The sequence below is a fragment of the Pantoea eucrina genome, assembly GCF_002095385.1.
In the GTDB taxonomy this organism is placed as follows: domain Bacteria; phylum Pseudomonadota; class Gammaproteobacteria; order Enterobacterales; family Enterobacteriaceae; genus Pantoea; species Pantoea eucrina.
In genome coordinates this window covers 1-24,579 of record NZ_MIPP01000049.1, presented here as the reverse complement: position 1 = coordinate 24,579, position 24,579 = coordinate 1, and the positions used below count along the sequence as shown (strand labels likewise).

17 protein-coding genes, 1 tRNA gene and 2 pseudogenes are annotated in these 24,579 nt (G+C 57.4%); 7 read left to right on the top strand and 13 right to left on the bottom strand.

Translation table 11 applies throughout. The features are described from left to right. Positions 1–294: 294 nt before the first annotated feature. The 7 genes and pseudogenes from HA43_RS16455 to HA43_RS16425 all read right to left on the bottom strand — a co-directional run bounded on the left by HA43_RS16455 (position 295) and on the right by HA43_RS16425 (position 8,903). On the bottom strand, positions 295–2,076 hold the full coding sequence (locus tag HA43_RS16455; protein WP_094112147.1) for a thiamine pyrophosphate-requiring protein: 1,782 nt from the start codon (positions 2,074–2,076) through the stop codon (positions 295–297). 104 nt (positions 2,077–2,180) lie between these two features. After that, positions 2,181–3,014, bottom strand: coding sequence for a GNAT family N-acetyltransferase (locus tag HA43_RS16450; protein ID WP_094112146.1), 834 nt, complete (start codon positions 3,012–3,014; stop codon positions 2,181–2,183). A gap of 60 nt (positions 3,015–3,074) precedes the next feature. Beyond that, on the bottom strand, positions 3,075–4,034 hold the full coding sequence (gene cbl, locus HA43_RS16445; RefSeq protein ID WP_094112145.1) for an HTH-type transcriptional regulator Cbl: 960 nt from the start codon (positions 4,032–4,034) through the stop codon (positions 3,075–3,077). A gap of 123 nt (positions 4,035–4,157) precedes the next feature. After that, the gene (gene nac, locus HA43_RS16440; RefSeq protein ID WP_094112144.1) at positions 4,158–5,075 is read right to left on the bottom strand and encodes a nitrogen assimilation transcriptional regulator NAC; all 918 of its coding nucleotides are present in this window, start codon (positions 5,073–5,075) and stop codon (positions 4,158–4,160) included. Between the two features lie 341 nt (positions 5,076–5,416). Further along, a complete protein-coding gene (locus HA43_RS16435) occupies positions 5,417–6,448 on the bottom strand; it encodes an ABC transporter permease (protein ID WP_065648961.1) in 1,032 nt (343 codons plus the stop codon). A 14-nt stretch (positions 6,449–6,462) separates the two neighbouring features. Beyond that, positions 6,463–7,947: a sugar ABC transporter ATP-binding protein gene (locus tag HA43_RS16430; RefSeq protein WP_039385263.1), complete on the bottom strand. Its 1,485-nt coding sequence runs from the start codon at positions 7,945–7,947 to the stop codon at positions 6,463–6,465. Positions 7,948–7,980: 33 nt separating this feature from the next. Then, positions 7,981–8,903 (bottom strand): annotated as a pseudogene (locus HA43_RS16425) (sugar ABC transporter substrate-binding protein). A gap of 518 nt (positions 8,904–9,421) precedes the next feature. Here HA43_RS16425 and HA43_RS16420 point away from each other — a divergent pair. After that, positions 9,422–9,497: transfer RNA gene (locus tag HA43_RS16420), tRNA-Asn, on the top strand. A gap of 124 nt (positions 9,498–9,621) precedes the next feature. On the opposite strand, the gene HA43_RS16415 is transcribed toward HA43_RS16420, so the two are convergent. Next, positions 9,622–10,497, bottom strand: a complete 876-nt coding sequence (locus HA43_RS16415) for a hypothetical protein (RefSeq protein WP_094112143.1) — start codon at positions 10,495–10,497, stop codon at positions 9,622–9,624. Between the two features lie 182 nt (positions 10,498–10,679). On the opposite strand from HA43_RS16415, the gene HA43_RS16410 reads away from it, so the two are divergent. The 3 genes from HA43_RS16410 to HA43_RS16400 are packed head-to-tail and all read left to right on the top strand — an operon-like array spanning position 10,680 to position 13,630. After that, positions 10,680–11,339: a TetR/AcrR family transcriptional regulator gene (locus HA43_RS16410; protein WP_094112148.1), complete on the top strand. Its 660-nt coding sequence runs from the start codon at positions 10,680–10,682 to the stop codon at positions 11,337–11,339. 60 nt (positions 11,340–11,399) lie between these two features. Beyond that, on the top strand, positions 11,400–12,782 hold the full coding sequence (locus tag HA43_RS16405) for a D-arabinono-1,4-lactone oxidase (RefSeq protein ID WP_094112142.1): 1,383 nt from the start codon (positions 11,400–11,402) through the stop codon (positions 12,780–12,782). 20 nt (positions 12,783–12,802) lie between these two features. Next, positions 12,803–13,630, top strand: a complete 828-nt coding sequence (locus HA43_RS16400) for a glycosyltransferase family 8 protein (RefSeq protein WP_094112141.1) — start codon at positions 12,803–12,805, stop codon at positions 13,628–13,630. Between the two features lie 309 nt (positions 13,631–13,939). Here HA43_RS16400 and HA43_RS16395 read toward each other — a convergent pair. Further along, positions 13,940–14,961, bottom strand: a pseudogene (locus HA43_RS16395) (LLM class flavin-dependent oxidoreductase). Positions 14,962–15,177: 216 nt separating this feature from the next. On the opposite strand from HA43_RS16395, the gene HA43_RS16390 reads away from it, so the two are divergent. Together HA43_RS16390 and HA43_RS16385 are read left to right on the top strand one after the other, a co-directional pair. Then, on the top strand, positions 15,178–15,963 hold the full coding sequence (locus tag HA43_RS16390; protein WP_039385276.1) for a phosphate/phosphite/phosphonate ABC transporter substrate-binding protein: 786 nt from the start codon (positions 15,178–15,180) through the stop codon (positions 15,961–15,963). Positions 15,964–16,031: 68 nt separating this feature from the next. Beyond that, positions 16,032–17,099 carry a LacI family DNA-binding transcriptional regulator gene (locus HA43_RS16385; RefSeq protein WP_039385279.1) on the top strand — a complete coding sequence of 356 codons (1,068 nt, stop codon included), beginning with the start codon at positions 16,032–16,034 and terminating at the stop codon, positions 17,097–17,099. 36 nt (positions 17,100–17,135) lie between these two features. Here HA43_RS16385 and HA43_RS16380 read toward each other — a convergent pair whose 3' ends face one another. The 3 genes from HA43_RS16380 to dacD form a co-directional block, all read right to left on the bottom strand. Continuing rightward, a complete protein-coding gene (locus HA43_RS16380; protein WP_039385998.1) occupies positions 17,136–17,456 on the bottom strand; it encodes a DUF496 family protein in 321 nt (106 codons plus the stop codon). A gap of 171 nt (positions 17,457–17,627) precedes the next feature. Next, positions 17,628–18,686, bottom strand: coding sequence for an FUSC family protein (locus HA43_RS16375; RefSeq protein WP_039385281.1), 1,059 nt, complete (start codon positions 18,684–18,686; stop codon positions 17,628–17,630). Between the two features lie 174 nt (positions 18,687–18,860). Continuing rightward, positions 18,861–20,030 carry a serine-type D-Ala-D-Ala carboxypeptidase DacD gene (gene dacD, locus HA43_RS16370; RefSeq protein WP_094112140.1) on the bottom strand — a complete coding sequence of 390 codons (1,170 nt, stop codon included), beginning with the start codon at positions 20,028–20,030 and terminating at the stop codon, positions 18,861–18,863. 195 nt (positions 20,031–20,225) lie between these two features. On the opposite strand from dacD, the gene sbcB reads away from it, so the two are divergent. Continuing rightward, complete coding sequence (gene sbcB, locus HA43_RS16365; protein WP_039385286.1) at positions 20,226–21,647, top strand: exodeoxyribonuclease I; 1,422 nt, start codon at positions 20,226–20,228, stop codon at positions 21,645–21,647. 63 nt (positions 21,648–21,710) lie between these two features. On the opposite strand, the gene HA43_RS16360 is transcribed toward sbcB, so the two are convergent. Beyond that, positions 21,711–24,221 (bottom strand): autotransporter outer membrane beta-barrel domain-containing protein, encoded by a 2,511-nt coding sequence (locus HA43_RS16360; protein ID WP_158086454.1) that lies wholly within the window; start codon positions 24,219–24,221, stop codon positions 21,711–21,713. Positions 24,222–24,579 lie beyond the last annotated feature (358 nt).

Here is a 24,579-nt window from a genome sequence, read left to right as displayed (position 1 = left end):
CATTTATGGCGCCCTGGTAACAACCGGGCACGGCGCATAAACGACGCCAGGGACGCATTAATGCGTCCCCTACGGCGGCAACGGGGATACGTTATTTATCGCATCCGCACATAATCTGTAGGGGCGCCATTTATGGCGCCCTGGTAACAACCGGGCACGGCGCATAAACGACGCCAGGGACGCATAAATGCGTCCCCTGCGAGCACCGGGGGATACGTTATTTATCGCCCCCGAACATAACCCCGCAGGGGCGCCATTTATGGCGCCCGGATAACCGACAGATACCTGACGGAATCAGCGTTTGGGGCGGATAAGCTGACTGGCGGTGTCACCGATAATCTGTGCCACGCCGCGATCACCTTTAACCATGGAGGCCATAAAGGATTTCGCCTGCTTAAAGGTGATATGCGGCGGCAGCGGTGCGACTTCCGGATCGGTTTTCACCTCCAGCACCACCGGGCGGTTTGCGCTCAGCGCCTGCTGCCAGGCGGCGGCTAACTCATCCGGATTATCCACCACGATCCCCTGCAGGCCAAGACTCTCGGCAAAACGCGCGTAGGGCACATCGGGCAGCTGCTGTGACGCCTCGAAGCGCGGATTGCCTTCCATCACGCGCTGCTCCCAGGTCACCTGATTAAGATCCTGGTTGTTAAACACGCAGACAATCAGTCGTGGATCGTCCCACTGCTGCCAGTATTTCTGAATAGTGATCAGCTCAGCCATATTATTCATCTGCATCGCCCCGTCTCCGACCAGCGCCACAACCGGTTTATCGGGATAAGCAAACTTAGCGGCGATAGCGAACGGTACAGCGGCACCCATACAGGCGAGACCGCCGGAGAGCGTGGCGCGCTGCCCCTGCTTCACGCGATAGTCGCGCGCAAACCAGTTGGCGCAGGAGCCGGAATCCGAGGTGACAATAGCGTTATCCGGCAGCTGCGGCGACATCTCCCACACTACCCGCTGTGGATTAACCGGATTAGCCGGCGCCAGCGCCCGCTCCTCCATCAGCTGCCACCAGTCGCGCACCTGCAGCGCAATCTGCTCCTGCCAGTGGCGATCGCTTTTGTGCTGCAGCAGCGGGATCAGCGCCCGCAGCGTTTCGGCGCTATCCCCGTGCAGGTTGACTTCACAGGGATAGCGCAGGCCCAGCATCGCCGGATCGATATCAATCTGTACCGCCCGCACTTTGCCCTCGGCAGGTAAAAACTCGGTCCACGGGAAGCCGGTGCCGATCATCAGCAGCGTGTCGCACTCCTGCATCAGATCCCACGACGGTTTAGTGCCGAGCAGGCCGATTGATCCGGTGACAAACGGCGCATCGTCCGGCAGCACATCTTTACCCAGCAGCGCTTTGGCGACGCCCGCGCCGAGCAGATTCGCAACCTGCACCACTTCCACTGCCGCGCCGCGCGCACCTGCACCGATCAGGATCGCCACCTTGCTGCCGGCGTTGAGGACCTCTGCCGCACGCTGCAGATCTGCTTCATACGGCACGATTTTCGGACGCTGATAGCCAGGACCGGAGTGGGTAAAACCGTGCGCGTGCTGCGGTGGCTGCCAGGTTTCATCCTGAATATCTTTCGGCAGGATCAGCACCGCTACGCCGTTCTGCGCTTTCGCAATGCGCACGCCGCGATCGACCAGATGCTGGATCTGCGCCGGTGCGGCCGCTTCCTGAACAAAATTAGCGACATCAGCAAACACACGATCGAGGTTCATCTCCTGCTGATAGCTGGCGCCGCGCGCGGTCACTTCAGCCTGTCCGGCGATCGCCAGCACCGGTGCATGATCCATTTTCGCATCGTAAAGACCAGTCAGCAGGTGGGTAGCGCCCGGCCCGCCGGTGGAGAGGCAGACGCCAGGCTCACCGGTAAATTTGGCGTGGCCGGCAGCCATAAATGCTGCCATCTCTTCATGCCGCACCTGGATAAACTCAATGCCGGCACCCGCTTTATTGGCGCGCTGGATAGCGCCCAGCACCCCGTTGATGCCATCGCCCGGATAGCCATAAATGCGCGTGACGCCCCACGCCTGCAGGCGCTCGACAAAAAAATCGCTGGTTTTTTTACTCATCCCGCTGCTCCCTTAAAGGCTGTTGTCAGCTTTTAAGGGTAGCTGACAGAAACGGGCGTGCAGAGGATCTGCCGGATTATGGCCTGACTGCGCCCGCTGGCTGCCTAACCCAGCGCCGGGGAGACCAGCGCAAAACAGTGCATCTCCTCTGTCGGGCGCCAGGGGGTGCCGTGCACCATAATGTGCGGCGCATCGACCTGCTGCAGACCCAGCGTTGCCAGCCACTTCGCCAGCCCGGCGTCTGGCGTATCCAGCCGGACAAACTGACCGGTCAGCGTCTGCAGCAGCGCGGCAACGAGCGCCTGCGCCACGCTGCCGTCCCGGGCGATAACCGGGCCGATGGTCCAGCCGCGGCCAAAGCGACGCAGGCTGGCAAAACCCTGTACTCCCTGCGCATCGCGTGCCAGCACGCTGCCGGGCAGCAACTGCTGCAGCAGACGCGCACGCTGCAGGCCGGTCGCCTGCCAGTCGGGCGTGCAGAGTTCCGCACAGGCTGCGCTGCATGCCGGCTCCAGGCTTAGCGCTGGCGGCAGCGCTATAGCGGGAGGCGCGGCTAATGCCGCCGTCTGGTACTGCCATACCTGACCGCACTCCCTGAATCCCAGCTGTGCATAAAGCCCTTTGCCCATTTCCGTTGCATGCAGGCGCAGCGTGCAGCCGGCGAAGCGCGTAATCAGCGCCTGCATTAACTTGCGGCCGATACCGCGTCCGCGCGCCTGCTGATCCACCACCACCAGGCCAATGGTGGCTGCGCTGCTTCCCCAGCGCCAGCCAAGCGCGCAGCCGGAGAGTCGTCCCGCCTCCTCCATCACCACGCCTTCACCCAGCGCAATCAGCTGCTGCCAGTCCTCAGGACGGTGTGGCCAGCCCGCCTGCTGCGTCAGGGCATGGCCCGCTGCGGCGTCGGCCGCCGTAATATCACGCAACGTCATGCTCATGCGGTTCTCCCTTAGTGAATGCAGAAGAAGAGTGCCACACCGCTGCCGAGCCTGACAGCCTCAGATCTGAAAATCGAGCGCCGGCTCTTCTTCACTCTCATAGGAGAGCGCCTGTCGCCTGATCTCCTCCAGCGACAAATTAGCGTTGCAGAGCTCCAGAAACTGCCAGACATAGTTGCGCTGCAGCTGTCCGCGCTTCAGACCAAGCCAGACGGTGTTAGCTTCAAACAGGTGACGGGCATCAATCTTGACCAGGTTTTCGCCCTGATAGATATCACACGCCTGATCGGCGAGTACGCCAACACCCAGCCCCAGCTCAACATAGGTTTTCACCACATCAGAATCCTGCGCGCTCAGCACAATATCGGGCCGCAGGCTGGCCGCCTGAAACGCCCGATCCACGCGTGAACGACCGGTGATCCCCTGTCGGTAGGTGATTAACGGCCAGGCGCTCAGGCTTTCAAGCGACACCGGCTGCTGCTGCAGCAGTTTATGCCCGGGCGGCACCAGCAGCGAGTGATGCCAGCTGAACCAGGGGAAAGCCGCCAGGCTGGCGTGGTTAACCAGCTGTTCGGAGGCGATACCGACATCCGCTTCCCCGGCCAGCAGCATGGCGACAATCTCCTGCGGCGAGCCCTGATTCAGCTCCAGCCGCACGTTGGGATAGAGCTGGCGGAACGCTTTGATGACGCGCGGCAGGCTGTAACGCGCCTGGGTATGGGTGGTGGCGATCGTCAGCACGCCGCTGGTCTCATTGGTAAACACATCGGCCAGACGCCGCACCTTGCCCGCCTCATCGAGAATGCGTTCGGCTATGGTCAGCAGCGCTTTGCCCGGCTCCGTCATGCCCAGCAAACGTTTTCCGCGCCGGATAAATATCTCTACGCCCAGCTCATCTTCCAGATCGCGGATATGCCGGCTGACCCCTGATTGCGAGGTAAACAGCGTGTTGGCAACTTCAGTCAGATTGAAGTCGCAGCGGGCGGCTTCCCGAATAATTTTAAGTTGCTGGAAATTCACATCCTCTCTCCCTTCTGGCACGGTTTTCGCCATGGTAGGGAGCAGGCGTCAATACAACAAATAATAAAAAACCGCCTGTTATGCGGTTTAGTAATAAAGAGCGTTATCGCGATGCTGTGGTTTTTAGCCCACCAGCATCAGCTCGCGATCGGCAACCGCTGGCTTATTCAGCAGCGACAGCAGTATGGTTTTGACCGCCTGCGCCGCAGGTGAGAGCGGCAGCTGCGCAGACATATTCAGCGACAGCGGCAGCGTCAGCGACGGTGAGGTAATGCGCGCCATCCAGGCGTGCGTTGAGCTGACCAGCGCCCGGGCCGCGGATTCAGGCAGCACGGTTACGCCCAGCCCGCTGGAGATCGCGGCGGTCAGGGTGGCGATCGATTCAATTTCGCCGATGATGCGCGCGCTCAGGCGGCGCAGTGAAAACGCTTCGTCTACCCGCTTGCGCACCGCGCTGTAGTCGCGCGGCAGGAACAGGTTCATCTGCGCCACGTCGGCCAGATCCACCGCCGATCCCGGACAGGCGGTGGCGCCGACCAGATAGAGCTCCTCTTTCAGCAGCGGCAGGCTGGTCACGCCAGCCGCCGGCGAGCGATCGTAGAGCACGGCCATATCGAGCTGACCGTTCAGCACTTTATCATTCAGCGAACTGCCGCTGTTTTCATGCAGATACACCAGCACGTCCGGATACTGCTCGCGCACGGTCTGCAGCAGCGGCATGGTCAGAGAAGAGGCGGCCGTGCCGGGTGCGAGACCAATAGAAACCTGTCCGCTCAGCGTCTGGCCCGCTTTGCTGACGGCGGCCTGCGCCTGTTCACACTGGCGCAATATGGTGCGGGCGTGCGCATAGAGGATTTTACCCGCGTCGGTGGGCGTTACGCCGCGCTTGGTGCGGATCAGCAGCTGCTGATCCAGCTCGCTCTCCAGCGTCGCCACCTGCTGACTGAGCGCCGGTTGCGCAATGTGCAGCACTTCGGCGGCGCGGGTCAGGCTGCCGATATCGACGATGTTCACAAAATATTTCAGCCGTCTTAAGTTCATGTTGCCTCCGTCAATCCGGTTAACCCCTGAAGGGCGCGTAGCCTGCTGGCCGATAAACAGAGTTTTGCAATAAGCAGGCCAGTTATTTCATCGCGGAAAAAAACGGCGGACAGTGGTAATTAAGAGACTGGAAAATAAGCTTTTGTGATTGCCCGAAAGGAAACAGAGTGTGCTGATGCCGCAGCGGGCGGGTAAAGCGGAGGATGGCATGCACTCTGCTGGTGCAAAACCTGCAAGGCAGACGTGCAAAAAAGTGATGACGGAGAGGCGGTAGCGTCGCGTGCCGCCTCCGGCCTGACCCCGGTTATGCCGGGGTCAGCCGTGTCGCAGAGCGAGGTGACTCAGCGTTTTTTGCGGTTGCGATGCATATCAATGGAAACCGCAGCCACAATGATCATGCCTTTGATGATGTCCTGTACATAGGCGTCCACGCCCACGAAGGTAAAGCCGCTTTTGATAAGTCCCAGGATCACGGCGCCGATCAGCGTGCCGGTGATACGCCCCACGCCACCCATCAGGCTGCTGCCGCCGATAACCGCTGCGGCGATAGCATCCAGCTCATACGCCATCCCCATGCTTGACTGGCCGCTGCTGACGCGTGCTGCCAGTACGACGCCTGCCAGGCCCGAGAGCGCGCCGGCGATGGTGTAGACAATGATCAGATACTTGTTAACGTTGATGCCGGACACTTTAGCTGACGTCATGTTGCCGCCAATCGCATAGACATATTTGCCGTAGCGGGTATGTTTCAGCGCGATGTGGAACAGGAACGCCACCACCAGGAAGATGATAACCGGCATGGCGCCCTGACCAATCGAGGTAAAGCTGTCTGACAGAAAGCTGATCGGATTACCCTGCGTATAGTACTGCGCCAGACCGCGCGCGGACACCATCATCCCCAGCGTGGCGATAAAGGGCGGAATACCGGTGCGGGTGATCAGCACGCCGTTGATGACGCCGCACAGCAGCCCGACGCCAATACCGGCGCCAATAGGGATAGCCGCAGGCAGGTTAACCAGCGAGGGAAACATCGGCGACAGGCTTTCTGAGGTTTGCGCCAGGCTTGCCGCCACCACCGCCGTCAGGGCGATAACGGAGCCGGAGGAGAGATCGATACCGGTGGTGATAATGACCTGCGTAACGCCGACCGCGATAATACCGATGATGGCGACCTGCAGCACAATCAGAACTAAACGGTTGGTGTTGAGCAGAAAAGACTGGTCGCGTACGTACCAGCCGGCAATTTCAAAAATCAGCGCAATGCCTAACATCACCACAAAAATGCCGGTATCTTTCGGCAGCTTGTGGCGCAGATTACTGAAGAAGGAGCTTTGTTCAGTGGCCTGCGGGGCCGTAGCTTTTACATTATTCATAGGGATCTCAAGCCTCACTCAGATGCCAGCGACAAAATGGTTTCCTGATCGGCCTCTTCTTTACTGAGGATGCCGGTTATGCGCCCGCCGTGCATCACCATGATGCGGTCACTCATGCCGAGAATTTCCGGCAGCTCAGAGGAGACCATGATGATAGCGACGCCGCGATTAGCGAGTTCGCTGATCAGGCGGTAGATCTCTGCTTTGGCTCCCACATCGATGCCGCGGGTCGGTTCGTCCAGTATCAGGATCTTCGGCTGTGCCAGCAGCCAGCGCGCAATCAGCACTTTCTGCTGGTTACCGCCGCTGAGGTTATTGATGATCTGATCCATGGTCGGGGTTTTGATATTGAGCTTGCGGATCTGCTCCATACAGTCCTGCGCCATTTTCACATGGCTGACAAAGCCGCTTTTGCCGGTGTAACCGGGCATGTTAACGATGCTCATGTTCTCCATTACTGAGAGAACCAGAAACAGCCCTGACTTCTTGCGATCCTCGGTCAGAAACGCCATGCCTTTCTCGATGGCCGTGGAGGGCGAATCGATGCTGACCGGCACGCCGTCAATCAGCACTTCACCGCTGTCGTAGCTCTCCATGCCAAACAGGCTCTCCATCACCTCACTGCGCCCTGCGCCCACCAGCCCGGCCACGCCCAGAATTTCTCCTCTGCGCACGCTGAAGCTGATATCGCTAAAGCGCTCTTTGCTGCTCAGGCCGCGCACCGTCAGCACATCGTCGCCGATGGTGCCGTTGAATTTAGGGAACAGCTGGGTGAGCTCACGCCCTACCATCTGGGTGATCAGCGACTGCCGCGTAAACGCGCTGGTATCGTTGCTGCCGACCCAGGTGCCGTCGCGGAAGATGCTGATCTCATCGGTAATGGTAAAAATCTCATCCATCTTATGGCTGATATAGATAATCGCCTTGCCCTGCGCCCGCAGGTCGCGAATGATAGTGAACAGGTGCGCCACTTCGGTTTCGGTCAGCGCGGAGGTGGGTTCATCCATGATCACCACGTCAGAGTTCCACGATACCGCTTTGGCAATCTCCACCATCTGCTGTGCCGCAATGCTCAGCTCGCCCACCATGCGATCCGCTTTGAGGCGAATATTGAGTTTGTTGAGCAACTCCTGCGTCTGGCGGTTTAGCAGGGCGTGATCGACGAAGCCAAACTTCATCGGTTCACGCCCGAGCCAGATGTTCTCCGCCACGGTCATATGCGGTACCAGGTTCAGCTCCTGATGGATCATCGAGATGCCGGAACGCAGCGCGTCCATGGTGTCCTGAAACTGCACGGGTTCCCCTTTGATGCGAATAGTGCCCTTATCGGGACGGTAAATCCCGATAAGGCATTTCATCAGCGTGGATTTGCCTGCGCCATTCTCGCCCATCAGGGCATGTACCGACCCCGGCCTGATTCGCAGTGAGACGTTATCGAGCGCCTTCACTCCGGGGAAGAACTTGCTGATGCCTTCGGCTTCAAGCGCAAAAGCGGTCATACATCACCTCCATACGGCTTAAGGGGAGAGCGGTTATTTCTGGTTGCGATTCTCAAACTGCGCCATGTTCTCTTTGGTGATCAGCTGGTAAGGGATGTTGATCACTTTCTCAACTTTCTCCCCTTTTGCGAGGCTCACCGCAGCCCGCACTGCGCCTGCACCCTGCCCGCTGGCATCCTGGAAAACCGTGGCGACCATTTTGCCGTTTTTCAGCATCTGCAGCGCATCCGGGGTGCCATCCACGCCGGCGATCAGGATATGGTTCGGGTTTTTACCCAGCGCCTGCAGTGCGCCAATCGCCATTTCATCGTTGTTAGAGGCGATAGCTGGATGTCATCGCCGGCGGTCATCCAGTTGCTGACCACATCCACCGCGTCGTTACGGGTGAATTTTGCGGTCTGTTTCTGCACCACTTTGATATCGGGATATTTCGCGACCACCGCTTCCACCCCTTTGGTGCGGTCGCGCGTTGATTCGTTCGCTAAATCGCCCATCAGGATCGCCACGTTGCCTTTGCCGTTCATCGCTTTAGCCAGCGCTTCCATCTGCAGGCGACCCGCCAGCTCGGAGTCTGAGCCGACATACGCCATCTTGTCCGTGAGTTCACCGGCAGGTTTACGGTTAACGAAGATCAGCGGAATGTTGGCTTTTTTCGCCGCGTCCATAATCGGTTTCACGGCGTTGGTATCCACCGGGTTGACGATGATGGCGTCCACGCCCTGTCCGATAAAGTTCTGTACCTGCTGCAGCTGCTGTGACACATCCCCTTTGGCATCTTCCAGCTGGCCTTTTACGTTATCTTTCTGCATCTCTTTCTGCATGGCCGTGCGCAGAATGGTCAGGAAATTGTCGTCAAACAGCGCCATTGAGACGCCAACCTGCAGATCTTTCGCCATAACCGCAGCGGGCAACATGCAGGCCAACAGGGAAGTGACTAACGCTTTTTTAAATTTCATAGGGCACCTTCTACCTTCTTATTGTTGGTTAACGCACGCACAGCATGATGCATCAGGTAAATGAAAAAAATTTTTTGCCTTTGCGCACCGCGGCTGGCGTTATTTATGGGTACAGATTTTGGATAGTTGCACTTTTCGCGCTGAAGCCAGCTGATGTTGTTCTGAAGAACGCGCTCCCTATCAACAGGTTAATTTTGCTGTCACCGCCACCGGGTAAAAAATAGTTTCCGGCGTGATGATAAGCAGTTCATTTGTTTCATACTTGCTTCATATGAAATTTTCATCATAAAAGCACTGAAACGGTTGTTTTAAAATCAGCAAACCGCAAAAATTTGACACGCCTCTAACATCTCAGCGGAAATGCCTCTGAAGTGAGATCCTGTTGGCAGTTTGCTTTGCCACCATATCAGGCAGAAAAGCAGCAGAATGGTGCTTTTGCGCGCACTTAAACCAAAAGTGTGCAGTACGGCTTTGACAAGCGGGATCGGGCTCGCTACTATTCGCCTCGTTCACACGATTCCTCTGTAGTTCAGTCGGTAGAACGGCGGACTGTTAATCCGTATGTCACTGGTTCGAGTCCAGTCAGAGGAGCCAGAATTAGAAAAGCCCGCTCAGGGAAACCTGAGCGGGCTTTTTGCTGTGTTGCGTTTTGATGTGGTACTGGCTGGTGATGTATCAGGCTGGCCAGAAGGGTCAGGCTTTGGTAGCAATGGAAGAGTTAACTCACTTTAATCGACATGTCTTTGCGGTTTCGCATATTGTGATAAAGAGTTGTATTGCTTTCGGTATCTCCTTCAAGCGTGGAATATTGACTCAACGTGTCGCTGTCTGAATATATACTCGAAGAACATCCTGTAGCAGGACCGAGATCAGACTCAGAATTTTTTCGAAATTCGATAAAAGAAACTATATCATTGCTTGTTATGCTTTTTTCTAAGGTATTTATCTTTGGTTCTGGTTCATTGCTAACAGAAGGTTTAGTATTATTATTCATTCCTGATAATTCATCATATTCACGTTTTAACCTATCTGTATTCTCTTCAGTTGTAATTAATTTTATCTGAGGAGGCACATTACTAAGAATCGAAAAAATATCCTTCGCATTCAAATTAGCTTCATGAATATCTGTAAGATTAATTTCTCCTGATGGCATAAGAAGATCATTATCCCTGCTGAGCCCTAATTTTTCTCTGAGCATGATCGATGAACAGAGAGCAGTAAAATTGCTGTCAGGTACAAAACCCTCTGCCTTTTCGCTTCCTCTGGATACGATAATCTGCATTACGTTATACCGGCTATCAGGCCTTAACGTAATATCCATTTTATTAAGATGTAGCTCTATTTTTTCCATATTTTGCAGTGAATCTGGCGTAGCTTTTCTATCACGAAGTTCGGTTCTGAGTTGAGCTATCACTGACTTATAGACTTCCTCCTTTTCTCTTCTGACTCCGCCAAATGTAAAAATATCAACAACACGCTCCAGCATACTTTTTGGCCGGGTAACATCTTTCATATTTAATTCACTGCCGATGCCCATCGCATAGGCGCTAAGCCGGGAAGCTTCTTTGGTACTGATTAAAGAGGGAACTGACATAATTTCTCCTGAACTGCGTCTAAAAAACAGCCCTATAGTAAAAATGATCTCCTCTCTGCGCGCTCTCTAAATTCGCTCCTTACGGCCTGAAATTCACCGCTGGCTTCGCGCCACACGTACTGCTGTCCGGGCTGGAGTATGCCTGTGTTATCATGGGGTTTTTAATCAACGCTGTGAAAACCATGTCTGAGACCCCCGGTAAACGCAAAAATGATCCGGAAGGATTAAAGCGCCGTATCATTGCGGCTGCGCTCTCTGTTTTCGCCGAATATGGCCTGCCGGGCGCGCGCATGGAGCAGATTGCAGCGCTGGCGCAGACCACGAAACGCATGGTGGTTTATCACTTCACCAGCAAAGAAGCGCTCTACATTGAGGTGCTGGAGCAGGTGTATCGCGCCATGCGCGAGCATGAAACCAGCCTGCAGCTTGCCTCGCTTGAACCGGAACAGGCGATGATCAAACTGGTTGAGGCGAGCTTTGATTATCATGTGGCGCATCCGGACTTTATGCGGCTGGTCTGCAGCGAAAACCTGCTGCGCGGGCGCTATATCATGCAGTCTGAGCGGATCAAAACGCTTAACCGCAGCGCGCTCGATCTGCTTGAAGCGATACTGACGCGTGGCCAGCAGCAGGGGCTGTTTTACCGCGACCTTAACAGCGTGGATGTGCACCGCCTGATCAGCAGTATCTGCGTGCATCATGTGTCGAACCGCTACACCTTTCATACGCTGTTCACGCCTGACGACAGCGAAGCGGAAACCATCCGCCGCAACCGCCAGCTGGCCGTGGCGGCAACGCTGCGTTACATTCGCCAGGCCCCGTCGTCTGCGGGTTCGCTGTGATGGTCTACGCTTGATCTCATCAACGGGACCGTCACAGACCTGAGACTAAGGAACACTGAAGTGAACAAAGATGCCCTTCTCTATCCGTTACGCAACACCCAGGATACTGAACATGATACGGCCCTGTGGAACTGGGCGCAGAACTCTGTCGTGGGCCAGCGTCAGCAGCTGCATCAGCCGCAAACGGAAGCTGAGCTACAGCAGCTGCTGCGCGATACGCGCGGAAAAGTGCGTCTGGTCGGCAGCCGGCTGTCGCCAGGCCGGATGCTCTGCGTGCAGCCTGATGACCTGCTGCTCGACCTGAGCGCCTTTACCGGCGTGGTGGCTGAAGATGACAATTCCATCACTTTTGCAGCCGGTACGCTGCTGCAGGAAGTTTACGACACCTTAACCGCACGCGATCGCATGCTCGCTTCTTCGCCGGGCGTGATTGCCGTTCAGACGCTGGCCGGCGCGCTGGCGACCGGCACTCACGGTCAGGGTTTACAGCAGAGTTCACTGGCCGATGAAGCGCTGCGCATCCGTATGGTGCTGGCTGATGGCAGCGTACGCGAGTTTACGCGCGGTGAGCCCGAGTTTCCGGCAGCGCAGGTTGCACTGGGTTCGCTTGGCGTCGTGACGGCGGTTACGCTGCGCACCCAGCCGTTTCGCTTATTTACCTGCTACAAGTTTGCCGTCAGTGCCGATGGACTGGAGCAGGATCTGCTGAAGTGGAATAGCGACTATGAGCTGAGCAAAGCCTGGTGGTTTGTCGATGACAACCTGATGCACGTCTGGAACGCTGAACAGGCGAGCGATGAGGATACGCAGGCCTGGCACGCCAACGGACGTCAGGTGATTGAGCATGGCGATAACGCCGACAGCAGCCTGAACCATACGATCGATCAGACGCTGGCGCAAATGCACCGCGATACGCAAATCCACGGTAAAGGCGGTAAACAGTTCCGCACCGTCACCCGGTTCCGCGATTTCACCGATGTCAGCGGCGATATTTATCAGCTTTTTTGTCGCGGTATTGCGGTGCCGCAGATCAACGTAGAAATTGCCGTGCCGCTCGATAGAACGCCGCAGGTTATCAGCAAAATCAAAGCCTGGTACGCTGAGCATCAGCCGCATATGCACTACCCGATTATCCTGCGCTGCACCGGCGCCTCGGAGGGCTGGCTGAGCCCGTCACATCAGCAGCCCTCCTGCTTCTTTGGCTTTGTAGTCTACTACGCGGATGATGGCTCGCTGTCGCAGGAGGGCCTGCATTTTCTGACGGAGGTGGAGAAGCTGCTGGCTGCCGAAGGCGGACGTCCGCACTGGGGGAAATATTACGATCCGCAGCGCTATCAGTGGCGCGATATCTATCCACAGTGGGATGCGTTCCGCGCGGTGCGTGAGACGCTGGATCCTGCCCGTCGTTTCAGTAACGACTATACCACCGCGCTTTTTGACTGATGTTTGTACAGGGAGAGAGTATGTTCGCCTGGGTAACGCTGCTGACGCAGCCCGATTATGTTATTGGCGTGAAAGCGCTGCACCGTTCGCTTCAGCGCAGTGAAACCCGCTGGCCGCTGGTTGTGATGGTAACGGATGCAATCGATGCTGACACGCGCGCTGCGCTGCAGGCTGCGGGCTGCGTGATCCATCCGGTCGCACCGCTGATGCCTGACAGCGCGCTGGAGCAGCACTACGCCTCGGCACAGTTTGGCGAGGTGTGGAGTAAACTACGCGCGTGGGAGCTGACCGACTATGAGCGCGTGGTCTTTCTGGATGCCGATATGCTGGTCCTGCAGAATATGGATGAGCTGTTTACGCTGGATATGGGTAAGTATGCGCTGGCCGCCTGCCACGCCTGCCGCTGTAATCCAAACCAGATTGCGAGCTATCCGGCCAGCTGGCAGCCAGAAAACTGTCACTATACCTGGCATGACCGGGGTGAAACGGCGCCCGCCACGCTTGATGCTTATCTCAATGGCGGTTTCCTGGTGCTGAAACCGGATAACGCTGTGTTCAGCTGGCTGCAGCAGAAAGTGCAGGAGATTGACGATCTTAAGCGCTATCCCTTCTCCGAGCAGGATCTGCTGAATGAGGTGTTTGCCGGACGCTGGCTGCCGCTCTCTTATATCTATAACGCGCTGAAGACGCTGCCATTTCAGCACAGCGCTATGTGGCAGCAGGATAAGGTTAAAAACCTGCACTATATCCTCGCCAAGCCGTGGAAGCGCGATCTCAATCAGCCAGAAGAAGAGCGCGACCGCTATTATGCGCTGGACAAGCTGTGGTGGGAGCGCGGTACCACATAGCGGCGCCGGTTTTCATCGGCGGCCAGGGCGCCATGAATGGCGCCCCTACAATGATGGTGTACCGTAGGGGCCGCATTTATGCGGCCCTGGTTTTATACGCGGTCAGGGCGCCATGAATGGCGCCCCTGTAATGGCGGTAAGGGCCGCATTTATGCGGCCCTGATTTTATACGCGGCCAGGGCGCCATGAATGATAATGCAACGTAGGGGCCGCATTTATGCGGCCCTGATTTTATACGCGGCCAGGGCGCCATGAATGATAATGCAACGTAGGGGCCGCATTTATGCGGCCCTGGTTTCAAACGGCCGGTTAACGCCAGCCGAGCGCCGGGGCGACGTGGGTGAGGATGCTGTCGATAACGTGCGCGCAGTAATCCACGCCGAGCTGATTTGGAATAGTCAGCAGCAGCGTATCTGCCTCTGCAATACCCTCATCTTCTGCCAGCATCTTTATCAGGCGATCCGGCTCGGCTGCATAGCTGCGGCCGAAAATGGCGCGCGTCTTCTCATCCAGAAAACCGACTGAATCCTGATCCTGACCACCGCGGCCAAAATAGGCGCGATCGGTATCATTCATCAGCGCAAAGATACTGCGGCTCACCGACACGCGCGGCGTGCGCTGATGGCCTGCGGCAGCCCAGGCTGCACGGTAGGCACGGATCTGCTGTGCCTGCTGCACATGGAAGGGTTCGCCGGTTTCATCATCTTTCAGGGTAGAACTCTGCAGGTTCATCCCCTGCTCTGCGGCCCAGACGGCAGTGGCGTTTGAGCCGGAGCCCCACCAGATACGCTCGCGCAGCCCTTCAGAGAACGGCTCCAGGCGCAGCAGCCTGGCGGGTTCGGGAACATCGGCTGCGGATTTGGCTTTGCAAACCCCTCACCGCGCAGCACGTCCAGCAGCGCCTCGGTATGCCGGCGTCCCATATCCGCGTCGCTCTCGCCGGCGCGGGGATCAAAGCCAAAGTAGCGATACCCCTCAATCACCTGCTCCGGTGAACCGCGGCTCAGCCCCAGCTGCAGACGGCCGCCGGAAATCAGATCGGCTGCGCCCGCGTCTTCTGCCATATAGAGCGGATTTTCATAACGCATATCAATAACGCCAGTCCCGATTTCAATGCGGCGGGTTTTCGCCCCCACCGCCGCCAGCAGCGGAAACGGCGAACTCAGCTGACGGGCAAAATGGTGGACGCGGAAGTAGGCGCCGTCGGCCCCCAGCTCTTCTGCCGCCACCGCAAGGTCGATAGACTGCAGCAGCACATCCTGCGCCGAACGGGTGGCAGAATGGGGTGACGGCGTCCAGTGACCAAATGAGAGAAAGCCAATTTTTTTCATGTTTCAGTGCTCCCCGCCGGCGACAGGACCGCCTGGCGTTACGTGTGCATAAATCGATAAACAGAGGGTACGCCAGCGCGGCAGGCAGTGATAGCCAATAGTTTTCGTGCGCATCTTCAACTTTTTTGTACAACCGCAGCCACCCTCTCGTTTATCAATCTCAGCTATCCTTAAACACTGATTTGCCGAACAGGCTGATGCACTCAGGGATGCCCTATGCACCTTATCTCTTTACCTATGTATGACATCGACAGCGCGACGACGGCGGCGACAACCAGCGCGCTGCTGAAACTGCTGGCAAAACGCGATGTGACAGCAGAGGTGGTCGCCCCGGACGATCTGCTTACCCACTGGCGCGACGACAATCTGCTGCTGAGCCAGACCTGCGGCTATGCGCTGGTCAGTCAGCTGCCGGAGGTACAGCTGGTTGGTACGATGCAGTCGTGCGCAGCGGGCTGCCAGGATCTGCGTTATCGCAGCTGGCTGGTGGTGCGCCAGGCGGAGAACGCCCGCATGCTGGAAGATTTTCGCGGACGCCGTGCCGTATGCAACAGCGCTGACTCACACTCCGGTTACAACGCCCTGCGCTATGCGATCGCACCGCTTGCAGAGAACGGTAAATTTTTTGCCGAAACGCACTTCAGCGGCAGCCATCAGCAGTCGCTGGCGGCGCTGCGCCGCAATGAAGCGGATATCGCCGCCATTGACTGCATTACCTGGGCGCTGCTGCAGAAGTATCAGCCGCAGGCGCTGGCCGATGTGACAATTATTGGCGAGACGCCGCTCTGCCCGGCCCTGCCGCTTATTACCTCTTCCCGCACCGATAGCCTGCTGCTGGAAAAACTGCGCAGCGCCTTATTTGAACTGGCCAACGTTGAGGATTTTAAACCGCTGATGCAGGCTAACCTGCTGGCCGGTTTCTCCGTGCCCCGCCGCAGCTACTATGATGAGGTGCTCGCGTGGGAGCAGCAGGCGGCAGCCATGGGCGTTACCCGGCTCTGAACAACGCGGGAACAGGTGACTAACGGGAAAATTTGTTACACTCGCCGCAGTCAATTCAGGAGAATGTAATGACCGCGCGCTCTGTAACGCTGGATGATGTCGCCCGCCTGGCCGGCGTCTCTTATCAAACGGTTTCCCGGGTACTGAACCATTCGTCGCAGGTCTCGGCACGCACGCGCGCCCGGGTAGAGGCGGCGATGGCAGAACTCAGCTACGTACCCAACCGCGTGGCGCAGCAGCTGGCGGGAAAGGCAACGCGCACGCTGGGACTGGCCACCAGCGATCTGGCGCTGATGGCGCCGGCGCAGATCGCCTCTGCGATTCAGCAGCGGGCCGCGGCGGCGGGGTATCACCTGGTGATCGCCATGGCTAACGCGCAGAGCGCCGCATCCGATACGGTCAATGAGCTGCTGGCGCAGCGCGTTGATGCCCTGCTGATTAACCTGCCGCTGGATGCCGCACAGGCGGCGCAGATTCAGCAGCAGTGCGGCAGTAAACCCGCCCTGTTTCTTGATGTCGAAACCTGCGCGCCGGTGCCGCAGTGTCAGTATCAGAGTAGCTGCGGGGCGCGGCAGGCTGTGGATCATCTGGTGGCGCTGGGGCATCGTGAAATTGGCGTGCTCAACGGTCCGGCGCGCTCAGCCTCTGCCCGCGCACGTTTTGCGGACTGGCAGCGGGCGCTGGCACAGCATCAGCTGCAGCCTTATTGTGTTCTGGAGGGTGACTGGAGCGCGGCGTCCGGCTATCAGGCACTGCTCACCCTGCTGCCGGATCGGCTGCCGCAGGCGCTGTTGGTGGCTAACGATCAGATGGCGCTGGGTGCGATGCGCGCGCTACACCAGCACGGCGTGGCGATCCCGGCGGATATCTCGCTGATTGGTTACGATGACACCGCAGAGAGCGCCTGGTATCAGCCACCGCTGACCACCATCCGGCAGGATCTGCAGCAGCTTGGGCGTATCAGCGTGGACCGGATCCTGGCGCAGCTGGCCGGAGAGACGCTGCCTGCGCCGTTGCTCGAGACCGGGCTGATTCTGCGCGAAACCACGGCCGCTCCGCAGCAGGATGGCCTGGATAACAGCGAAATTGCCCGCCAGCTGCAGGTCCTGGCGCAGGCATTAAAAAGGTCGCCATAATGGCGACCTCGTCACAGTGAAACCTTACTGCCGCACTTAGTGTCCTTTCGGCTCACCCATGCTTTTCAGTTTTTTCGACAGGTCGCGACGCTCTTTCGACAGATCGGCGTTTTTAATGATGTACTCATCCACGCGATCTTCATAGTCCACGCGCATAGAGGCGATGATCTCCTGGATCGCCTCCACGCTCATGCCGGGTTTGATATATTCACTCAGGTTATCCAGCAGCAACACACGTTTCTGGTTATCACGGATTTTCTTTTCGTTATCGTGAATTTCGCGCTGCAGTTTGTTTTTACGACGAAACATACGCACAAACTCCAGCACGTCCTGAAATGATTGCTTGGCATTTTCCATGTTGGCACCTTTCTTAAGGCCTGCAGCAGCAGGCGGAATAGTCATATAACGTCAAGAGTTGTAGCTTAGCGGCTGTTGAGCCGGGTTAGCAATTCTCACAGCAAATTTCAGACTGGTTCTTATCTTAGCGCAAAGAAAGGGCGATTCGCACTAAGTGGTTGCCGGAGAAAACTATTTACGCAGCGCCAGCCGGACCAGATCGGTCATGCGCTCCAGCTGCCGCGCCTGCTCCAGGCTCAGCCAGACGTAGCCGTAAATCGCCGTGGTTTCAAGCTGCGCGCTGCCGCTGGCGATCAGCGCCTCCAGCTCCTGCACTATCTCCTCCAGGGCGTGGCTGTTTGCGATAACCTGTTCCGTCTCGCCTTTTTGCAGCAGCAGCGCCAGCGCGTTCAGCGTCTCTTCAGTCATCTGCTGGGTACGCCGCAGCGCAGGTGCACTGAGCAGCAGCAGATGACTCTCGCGTGAGGCCCACCAGGCTTCAATCTGCATCTGCATGGTATTGACCATGTTACGGTTGATGGTCTGGATCGCTTCAAACACCGATTTTGGAATACGCGTCTCTTTACTGGCGGGCTCAAGCAGCGCGCGCATTCTGATCACGCTGCTGAGCAGCTTCTGAAAGCGCGTATTGAGACGCGGCTTCTCGACCAGATTAGGGGAAAAGCCGGCGTGATGGATCTTTGCCATGCTGACAAACGCATCTGAAAGCTGTATACGCCAGTGGATATAGGCGCGCTGCGCCCAGATGGCACTGAACAGCAGCGCCATCAGCGAGCCTAAAATCACATCGCCGCCGCGCCACAGCGCCACGGTGAAATCACCGGCTGGCGCCCCTACTACCACGCCGAGCGTGATGCCAATCAGCAGCGCCATGTAGGGATGTTTGCCCAGCGTCAGATAGCCACAGACAATCATTACCGCAAAGCACCAGACCAGCATCAGCGGCAGCGAGATCAGCTCCAGCTTCAGCGCAATCAGTCCGGAAATCAGCCCGGCAAAGGTTCCGCTGATGCGCTGAATCACGCGCGGCAGCACGTTTCCCCAGGTTGAGATAGGTCCCATTACCACCACCAGCGTAATCAGTGGCCAGGTACCTTCGGGAATATTTGTCAGCCTGACAAACAGAAAGCAGAGCACAAAGGCGATTGCGATACGCACGCCGTGTACGGCGCGGTAGTGGCGGTAGAACCAGAATTCAATCGACGAGACAGGCTTGTCAGCGCGTAACATGGTGATCCGGAAACGGGAAAAATTTGCGCGCTATGTTACCCTGGCATGGCAGCTGGCTTCAGCCCCTGCCGCCGCTTTTTCCCGCTTTTTTTCTATCCGTACGTATCAGGTAACCGTGGCGTTACATTCTGCTTTCAATAAAGAAACGCAGCGATAACGCCACGGTTAAACCTGTCAGAGTTTACGCTTCACGTAGTCGCTGATACGGGTAAGAATGCCCGCCTCTTCAACCGTCTGCAGCGCATAGAGCGGATAGCTCGCCAGCTGTTTGTCTTTATCCAGTACCTGAATCTCACCAATCTGCTCGCCCGCTTTCAGCGGCGCGGTAAGATCTTTGCGATCGATAACATATTTCGCCATCACGTTAGCCACTTCGCTGCGCGGCAGAGACAGATAGATATCCTGCGTGGTGCCTACCTCGACTTTATGCGGATTGCCGTACCAGACGTTTTCGTTGCCGATCTTCTTACCGGCATGGAACAGCTGCACGGTATCGAAGTTGCTCTGCCCCCACGTCAGCAGCTTGCGCGCCTGCTCTTCGCGTCCTTTGGAACTTTTGCCGCCCATGATCACCGCAATCAGCCGGTGACGCCCTTCAACACTGGAGGCGACGATATTGAACCCGGCGCTCTCGGTATGCCCGGTTTTCATGCCGTCGACATGCAGATGCTGATCCCACAGCAGGCCGTTACGGTTGTTCTGCGTAATGCCGTTGTAGCTCAGGGTCTTTTCGCTGTACATGGCGTAAAAGTCCTGCTCGCCATTAATAATGGCGCGCGACAGCACCGCCAGATCGCGCGCCGTGGTGTGCTGACCCGGCGCATCGAGGCCGTGCACGGTTTCAAAATGGGTATGCGTCAGACCGAGCTTCTGTACATAGTGGTTCATCATGGTGACGAAACTTTCCTGGCTGCCGGCGACATAGTCTGCCAGCGCCACGCAGGCGTCGTTGCCGGAGTCGATAATGACCCCGCGCATCAGATCGCGTACCGTGACTTTATCGCCTGGCTTGAGGAACATCAGCGAAGAGCCTTTAAACACCGGGTTTCCGGCCGCCCAGGCATCTTTGCCTACGGTCACAACATCATCCCGGGTAATTTTTCCCTGATCGACGGCGCGATCAACCACATAGCCGGTCATCAGTTTAGTCAGGCTGGCGGGATTACGCTCCGCATCCGGATTGCCGGCAGTGAGGATCTGCCCGGTGGTAGCGTCCATTAATACCCATGATGCGGCATCAATACCCGGCGCCGTCACGGGAAACGCCAGGCTGTCCTCCGCCTGCGCTATTGATGCCACAAACACTAATCCAGAAAGAGTTACCCACACACGCCTTTTCAACACATCGTCCTCAGTTTAAAAATGAATTTACCGCCGCACGTTGTACGGCAAATAGCGCTTTGATATCTGAATAAATTGAAAAAAAGTATGTCCCGTACAGAAAAAACTCAGACCCGCCCGCAGCGCAATGGATGAGGGTTGTGCTGACTGAAACGCCCGACTATTCTGTGGGTTGATTTTTCAATCCAGGATAACGCCGTGCCCGCCTCTGAGTTCACCTTTCTGTTCCATGATTATGAAACCTTCGGGAAGAGCCCGTCGCTGGATCGTCCGGCCCAGTTTGCCGGCCTGCGCACCGATGCCGACTTTAACCCGGTGGGTGAACCGCAGGTGTTCTACTGTCAGCCTGCAGATGACTATCTGCCGCAGCCGGAAGCGGTGATGATCACTGGCATTACGCCGCAGGTTGCGCGCGCGCGCGGCGTTACGGAAGCGGAGTTTGCTGCACGTATCCACGCGCTGTTTACCCAGCCCAATACCTGCGTGATCGGCTATAACAACGTGCGCTTTGATGACGAAGTCACGCGCAACATCTTCTACCGCAACTTTTTTGATCCCTACGGCTGGAGCTGGCAGAACGGCAATTCGCGCTGGGATCTGCTGGATGTGATGCGCGCCTGCTATGCGCTGCGCCCGGAAGGGATTGTCTGGCCGGAAAATGATGAGGGCTTTCCCAGCTTTAAGCTGGAGCATCTCACGCAAGCCAACGGCGTGGCGCACGAACAGGCGCACGATGCGATGTCGGATGTATGGGCGACGCTGGCGATGGCAAAACTGGTCAAAGAGAAGCAGCCGAAGCTGTATGCGTTTCTGTTTGCGCATCGTAATAAGCAGAAGCTGATGACCCTGATTGATATTCCGCAGATGAAGCCGCTGGTTCACGTCTCCGGTATGTTTGGCGCCGCGCGGGGCAATACCAGCTGGATCGTGCCGCTGGCGTGGCATCCTGATAATAAAAATGCGCTGATTGTGGCGGACCTGGCGGGCGATATGACGCCGCTGCTGGAGCTGGAGCCGGATGCGCTGCGCGAGCGCCTCTATACGCGGCAGAGCGAACTGGGCGATGCGGCTCCGGTGCCGATCAAGCTGGTGCACATCAATAAATGCCCGGTGCTGGCCCCGGCCAGTACGCTGCGCCCGGAGGATGCGGAGCGGCTCGGGATCGATCGTCAGCACTGTCTGGCGAACCTCGCCCTGCTGCGCCAGCACGTCGCCGTACGCGAAAAAGTGGTGACGCTGTTTGCTGAAGCGGAGCCGTTTACGCCGTCAGAGGATGTTGATGCGCAACTCTATGACGGCTTCTTCAGCGATGCCGATCGCGCCGGCATGAATATTCTGCGTCAGACGGCGCCGCAGAACCTGCCCGCGCTGGATCTTACGTTTAACGACGCGCGCGTCAATCCGCTGCTGTTCCGCTACCGGGCGCGTAATTTCCCCGGCACCCTCGACGATCGCGAGCAGCAGCGCTGGCTGCAGCATCGCCGCGAAGCGTTAAATCCAGAGCGGGTACAGGCGTTTCTGCTGGAGCTGGAGTCGCTCGCCAGCCTGCACGAAGAGGATGCGGATAAGATGGCGCAGCTGAAAGCGCTCTATCACTACGCTCAGGCGCTGGTCTCCTGAGGAGAGGCGCTGCGGCGGCAGGGTGTTGCCTGCCGCCGCAGGCCCGTATCAGGCCGCACAGGCTCAGAACCGGTAACTGATGCTTACCGCCGCCGCCGTATCTGACCAGCCTTTATCACCCACCTGCTGCCCGATGGTGCCTTTTACGCCAAAGCCGCCGCCCAGCGCCCCGTCTATTCCCACGCGCGCCTCCGCGATGTTGCGGCTGCCGCTCTGCGAAACGCTGACATCGTCCATCCGCACCGCATACTCCCGGGTGTTATGGATCCAGTTCAGTTCGGTAAACATGCCAAACTGCCGGCCGGTACTCTCATCCAGCTGCGAGTGACCTTTCATGAACGCCTTCATCCCCAGGCTGCTGCTTATGTTATCCTGGCCTGAACCCTGCACCAGCGTACCGTTGCGCTCAATATGATCATCCGCCTTAATTCCTGACCAGCTCACCCGCGCCTGCGGCTGCAGAAAGAATGCCGTGCGCGCATTTGCGCCCAGCGGGATCACATAGCCGGTGGAGAGTGAGGCGCTCAGCCCTTTTGATCTGTAGGACTCGCCCGCCTCGTCCTCACCATCCACGCTATTGTTAAACCAGCTGTACTGCAGCGTGCTGTCTGCCCACAGGCCCTTTTCGTCCGTGCCCTCTGCAAACCAGGTGCTGTAGACGCCAGTGGTGTAGCCGTTTATCTGCCCCTTTGCGCGATAGCCGGTGATATCAGACTGCGTGTTGCTCTTGCTGTTGCCGTAGCCCGCCATCAGGCCCAGTCGCGTAGTATCCGTTGCCGCCACGTCACCACCCAGCATCGTCACAAAGCTGTTCGCCCGGGTCGATAGCTGGCCGTCACCGCCGTTCAGGCGGTTATGATCGCCCGATGTGCGCAGCCACAGCGAAGTATGCTTCTCCTCCCCCGTGACCGGATCAAGGTACCAGGTGCCCTGGCGGTCGTTCATGCGTGTGTCGAACAGCGTCGAAGCCGTGGCCAGGTTTGCCGCATAGGCGCCCCCCTCCGGACGCAGCACCATGACGCCTTTGCCGCTGCCGTCGCTACCGCTGCTGCCCCCGCTGCCACTGCCGTTATCACCACCGCTGTTATCACCGCTGCCGCTATCACCATCACCGCCACCATTATCGCCACCGCTGCCGTTGCCCTCTTCTTCATCCGGAATAATGGGAAGCCCGGTTTCAAGATCCGTACGGTTGGTGAGATACCAGTCCCGGTTCCCGCGCACCAGACGGTAGTCGTAGGCGCCCGCCACGATGCGGCCCTCTTGCGTAAAGGCGCTGCTGTCCGCGCTGCCCTCTACCTCAATCAACGTAATACCGTTCAGCGTCTCTGCGCCGCTACCGCCCAGATTATTCACCCGGACCCGGGTAGTGCCGGTTACATCACCGGTCACGACCAGCCGATCTGAAGTGGCGCTGTCGTCGCCCAGTTCAGTACCAAACAGCAGCAGGCCGTTATAGCCGGTGTAGTTGCCGTTTACGGTCAGCACCGCACCGGCGCTGCTCCCGGCAAGGTTGATGGTACCGGCGTTGATGATGTCGCCCAGCGTCCGGCTAAAGCCGTTAAGGTCAATAAGACCGGTGCTGTTGTTTGTCAGGGTGTCAGTGTGAAGCTGCGTACCGCTGCCGGTAATCAGCACGGTTCCGTCGTTAACGAAAGTGCCTGACGTAAAGCCAGCACCCTCTTCAAGCTGCAGGATGCCGGCGTTGTCATACTGGCCGGAGAGACGCATGCTGCTGCCTGCGCCACTCAGCAGCATAGTGCCGCCGTTCGTCACGCGCCGGGCCGTGACCGCTGCGCCGCCAGTGACGCTGAAGTCAGCATTGCTGGTCAGCCCGTCTGCGAGCGTGAGCGTGGTCCCGGTATCTCTGAGCATGACCCGGCCATTATTAGTCAGCGCAGCTGCAGTGATTTTTGCGCCGGATGCCGCCTCAACAGCGCCCACATTTGTAAACGGTCCGGTAATATTAAGCGTTGTATTCTCGCCAGCCACTGACAGCCGTCCGCTGCCTGTATATCCTGCATTCATATTCACAACGGCTGCCGATGCTGAACCGCTTACGATGACGGTGCCGTCGTTGGTTACCTGCCCCAGATCCTGGCTTAGGCCATTCAGGTCCAGCGTACCTGTGCCTGACAGGCGATAGCGGGAGTTTCTGCTTAAGGCGTTGGCCGCTCCCGCGCGCAGCACTCCGCCGGTTACAGAGGTGGTGCCTGAATAGCTGTTCTGATTAGCCAAAGTAGTGGTGCCGGATAACACGGCGACATCCCCGTTGCCTGTGAGAGCATGGGTAAAAACATAATCTGAACCGGTGTGATCAAATACCACGCCTGCACGCGATGATGACGTTGAAGCCAGGGCAATTGAACGGGTTAAACGGGTATTGATCACGCCTGGCCCATTTATTCCATTTGTGGCATCACCAATCTGGAGGGTTGCCGGGGCTGAGCCTGAGCCTCCGGTTAAGCTGAAGGTATTTGCCGTCAGAGTGCCGCCTCCGGCAAGCAGCAGGCGCCCCCCGGTCTGGACCATATTACCTGTCAGGTCGGCTAATCCGCCGTTTAGGATCTGCACGTCGGTTCCATTTATAACCAGGTCAGCTACCTGTAAAGTTGAGTTTGAGCCGTTGATGCCTATTGAGCCTCCATTTGCTACCATATTTACTGGAGGTTGATTGCTACTATTTCGCCCCCGTGTATCGAGCAATCCGCCATTTTCTATATTAATGATGCTGTTTGTTAATCGCTCATCATCAACCATTATGCTTGAATGCATGCTCAGGTATGAGCCCCTACCAGAAACGTTAACTGTGCTGCCGTCACTGATTAAACCGTTTATTTGCGCAACTCTACCTGTTGCGCCGTCCAGTATATTGAGAACCGATCCCTTATTTAACGAATAGTTATTGTCATAATTATATAAAACAAAATCT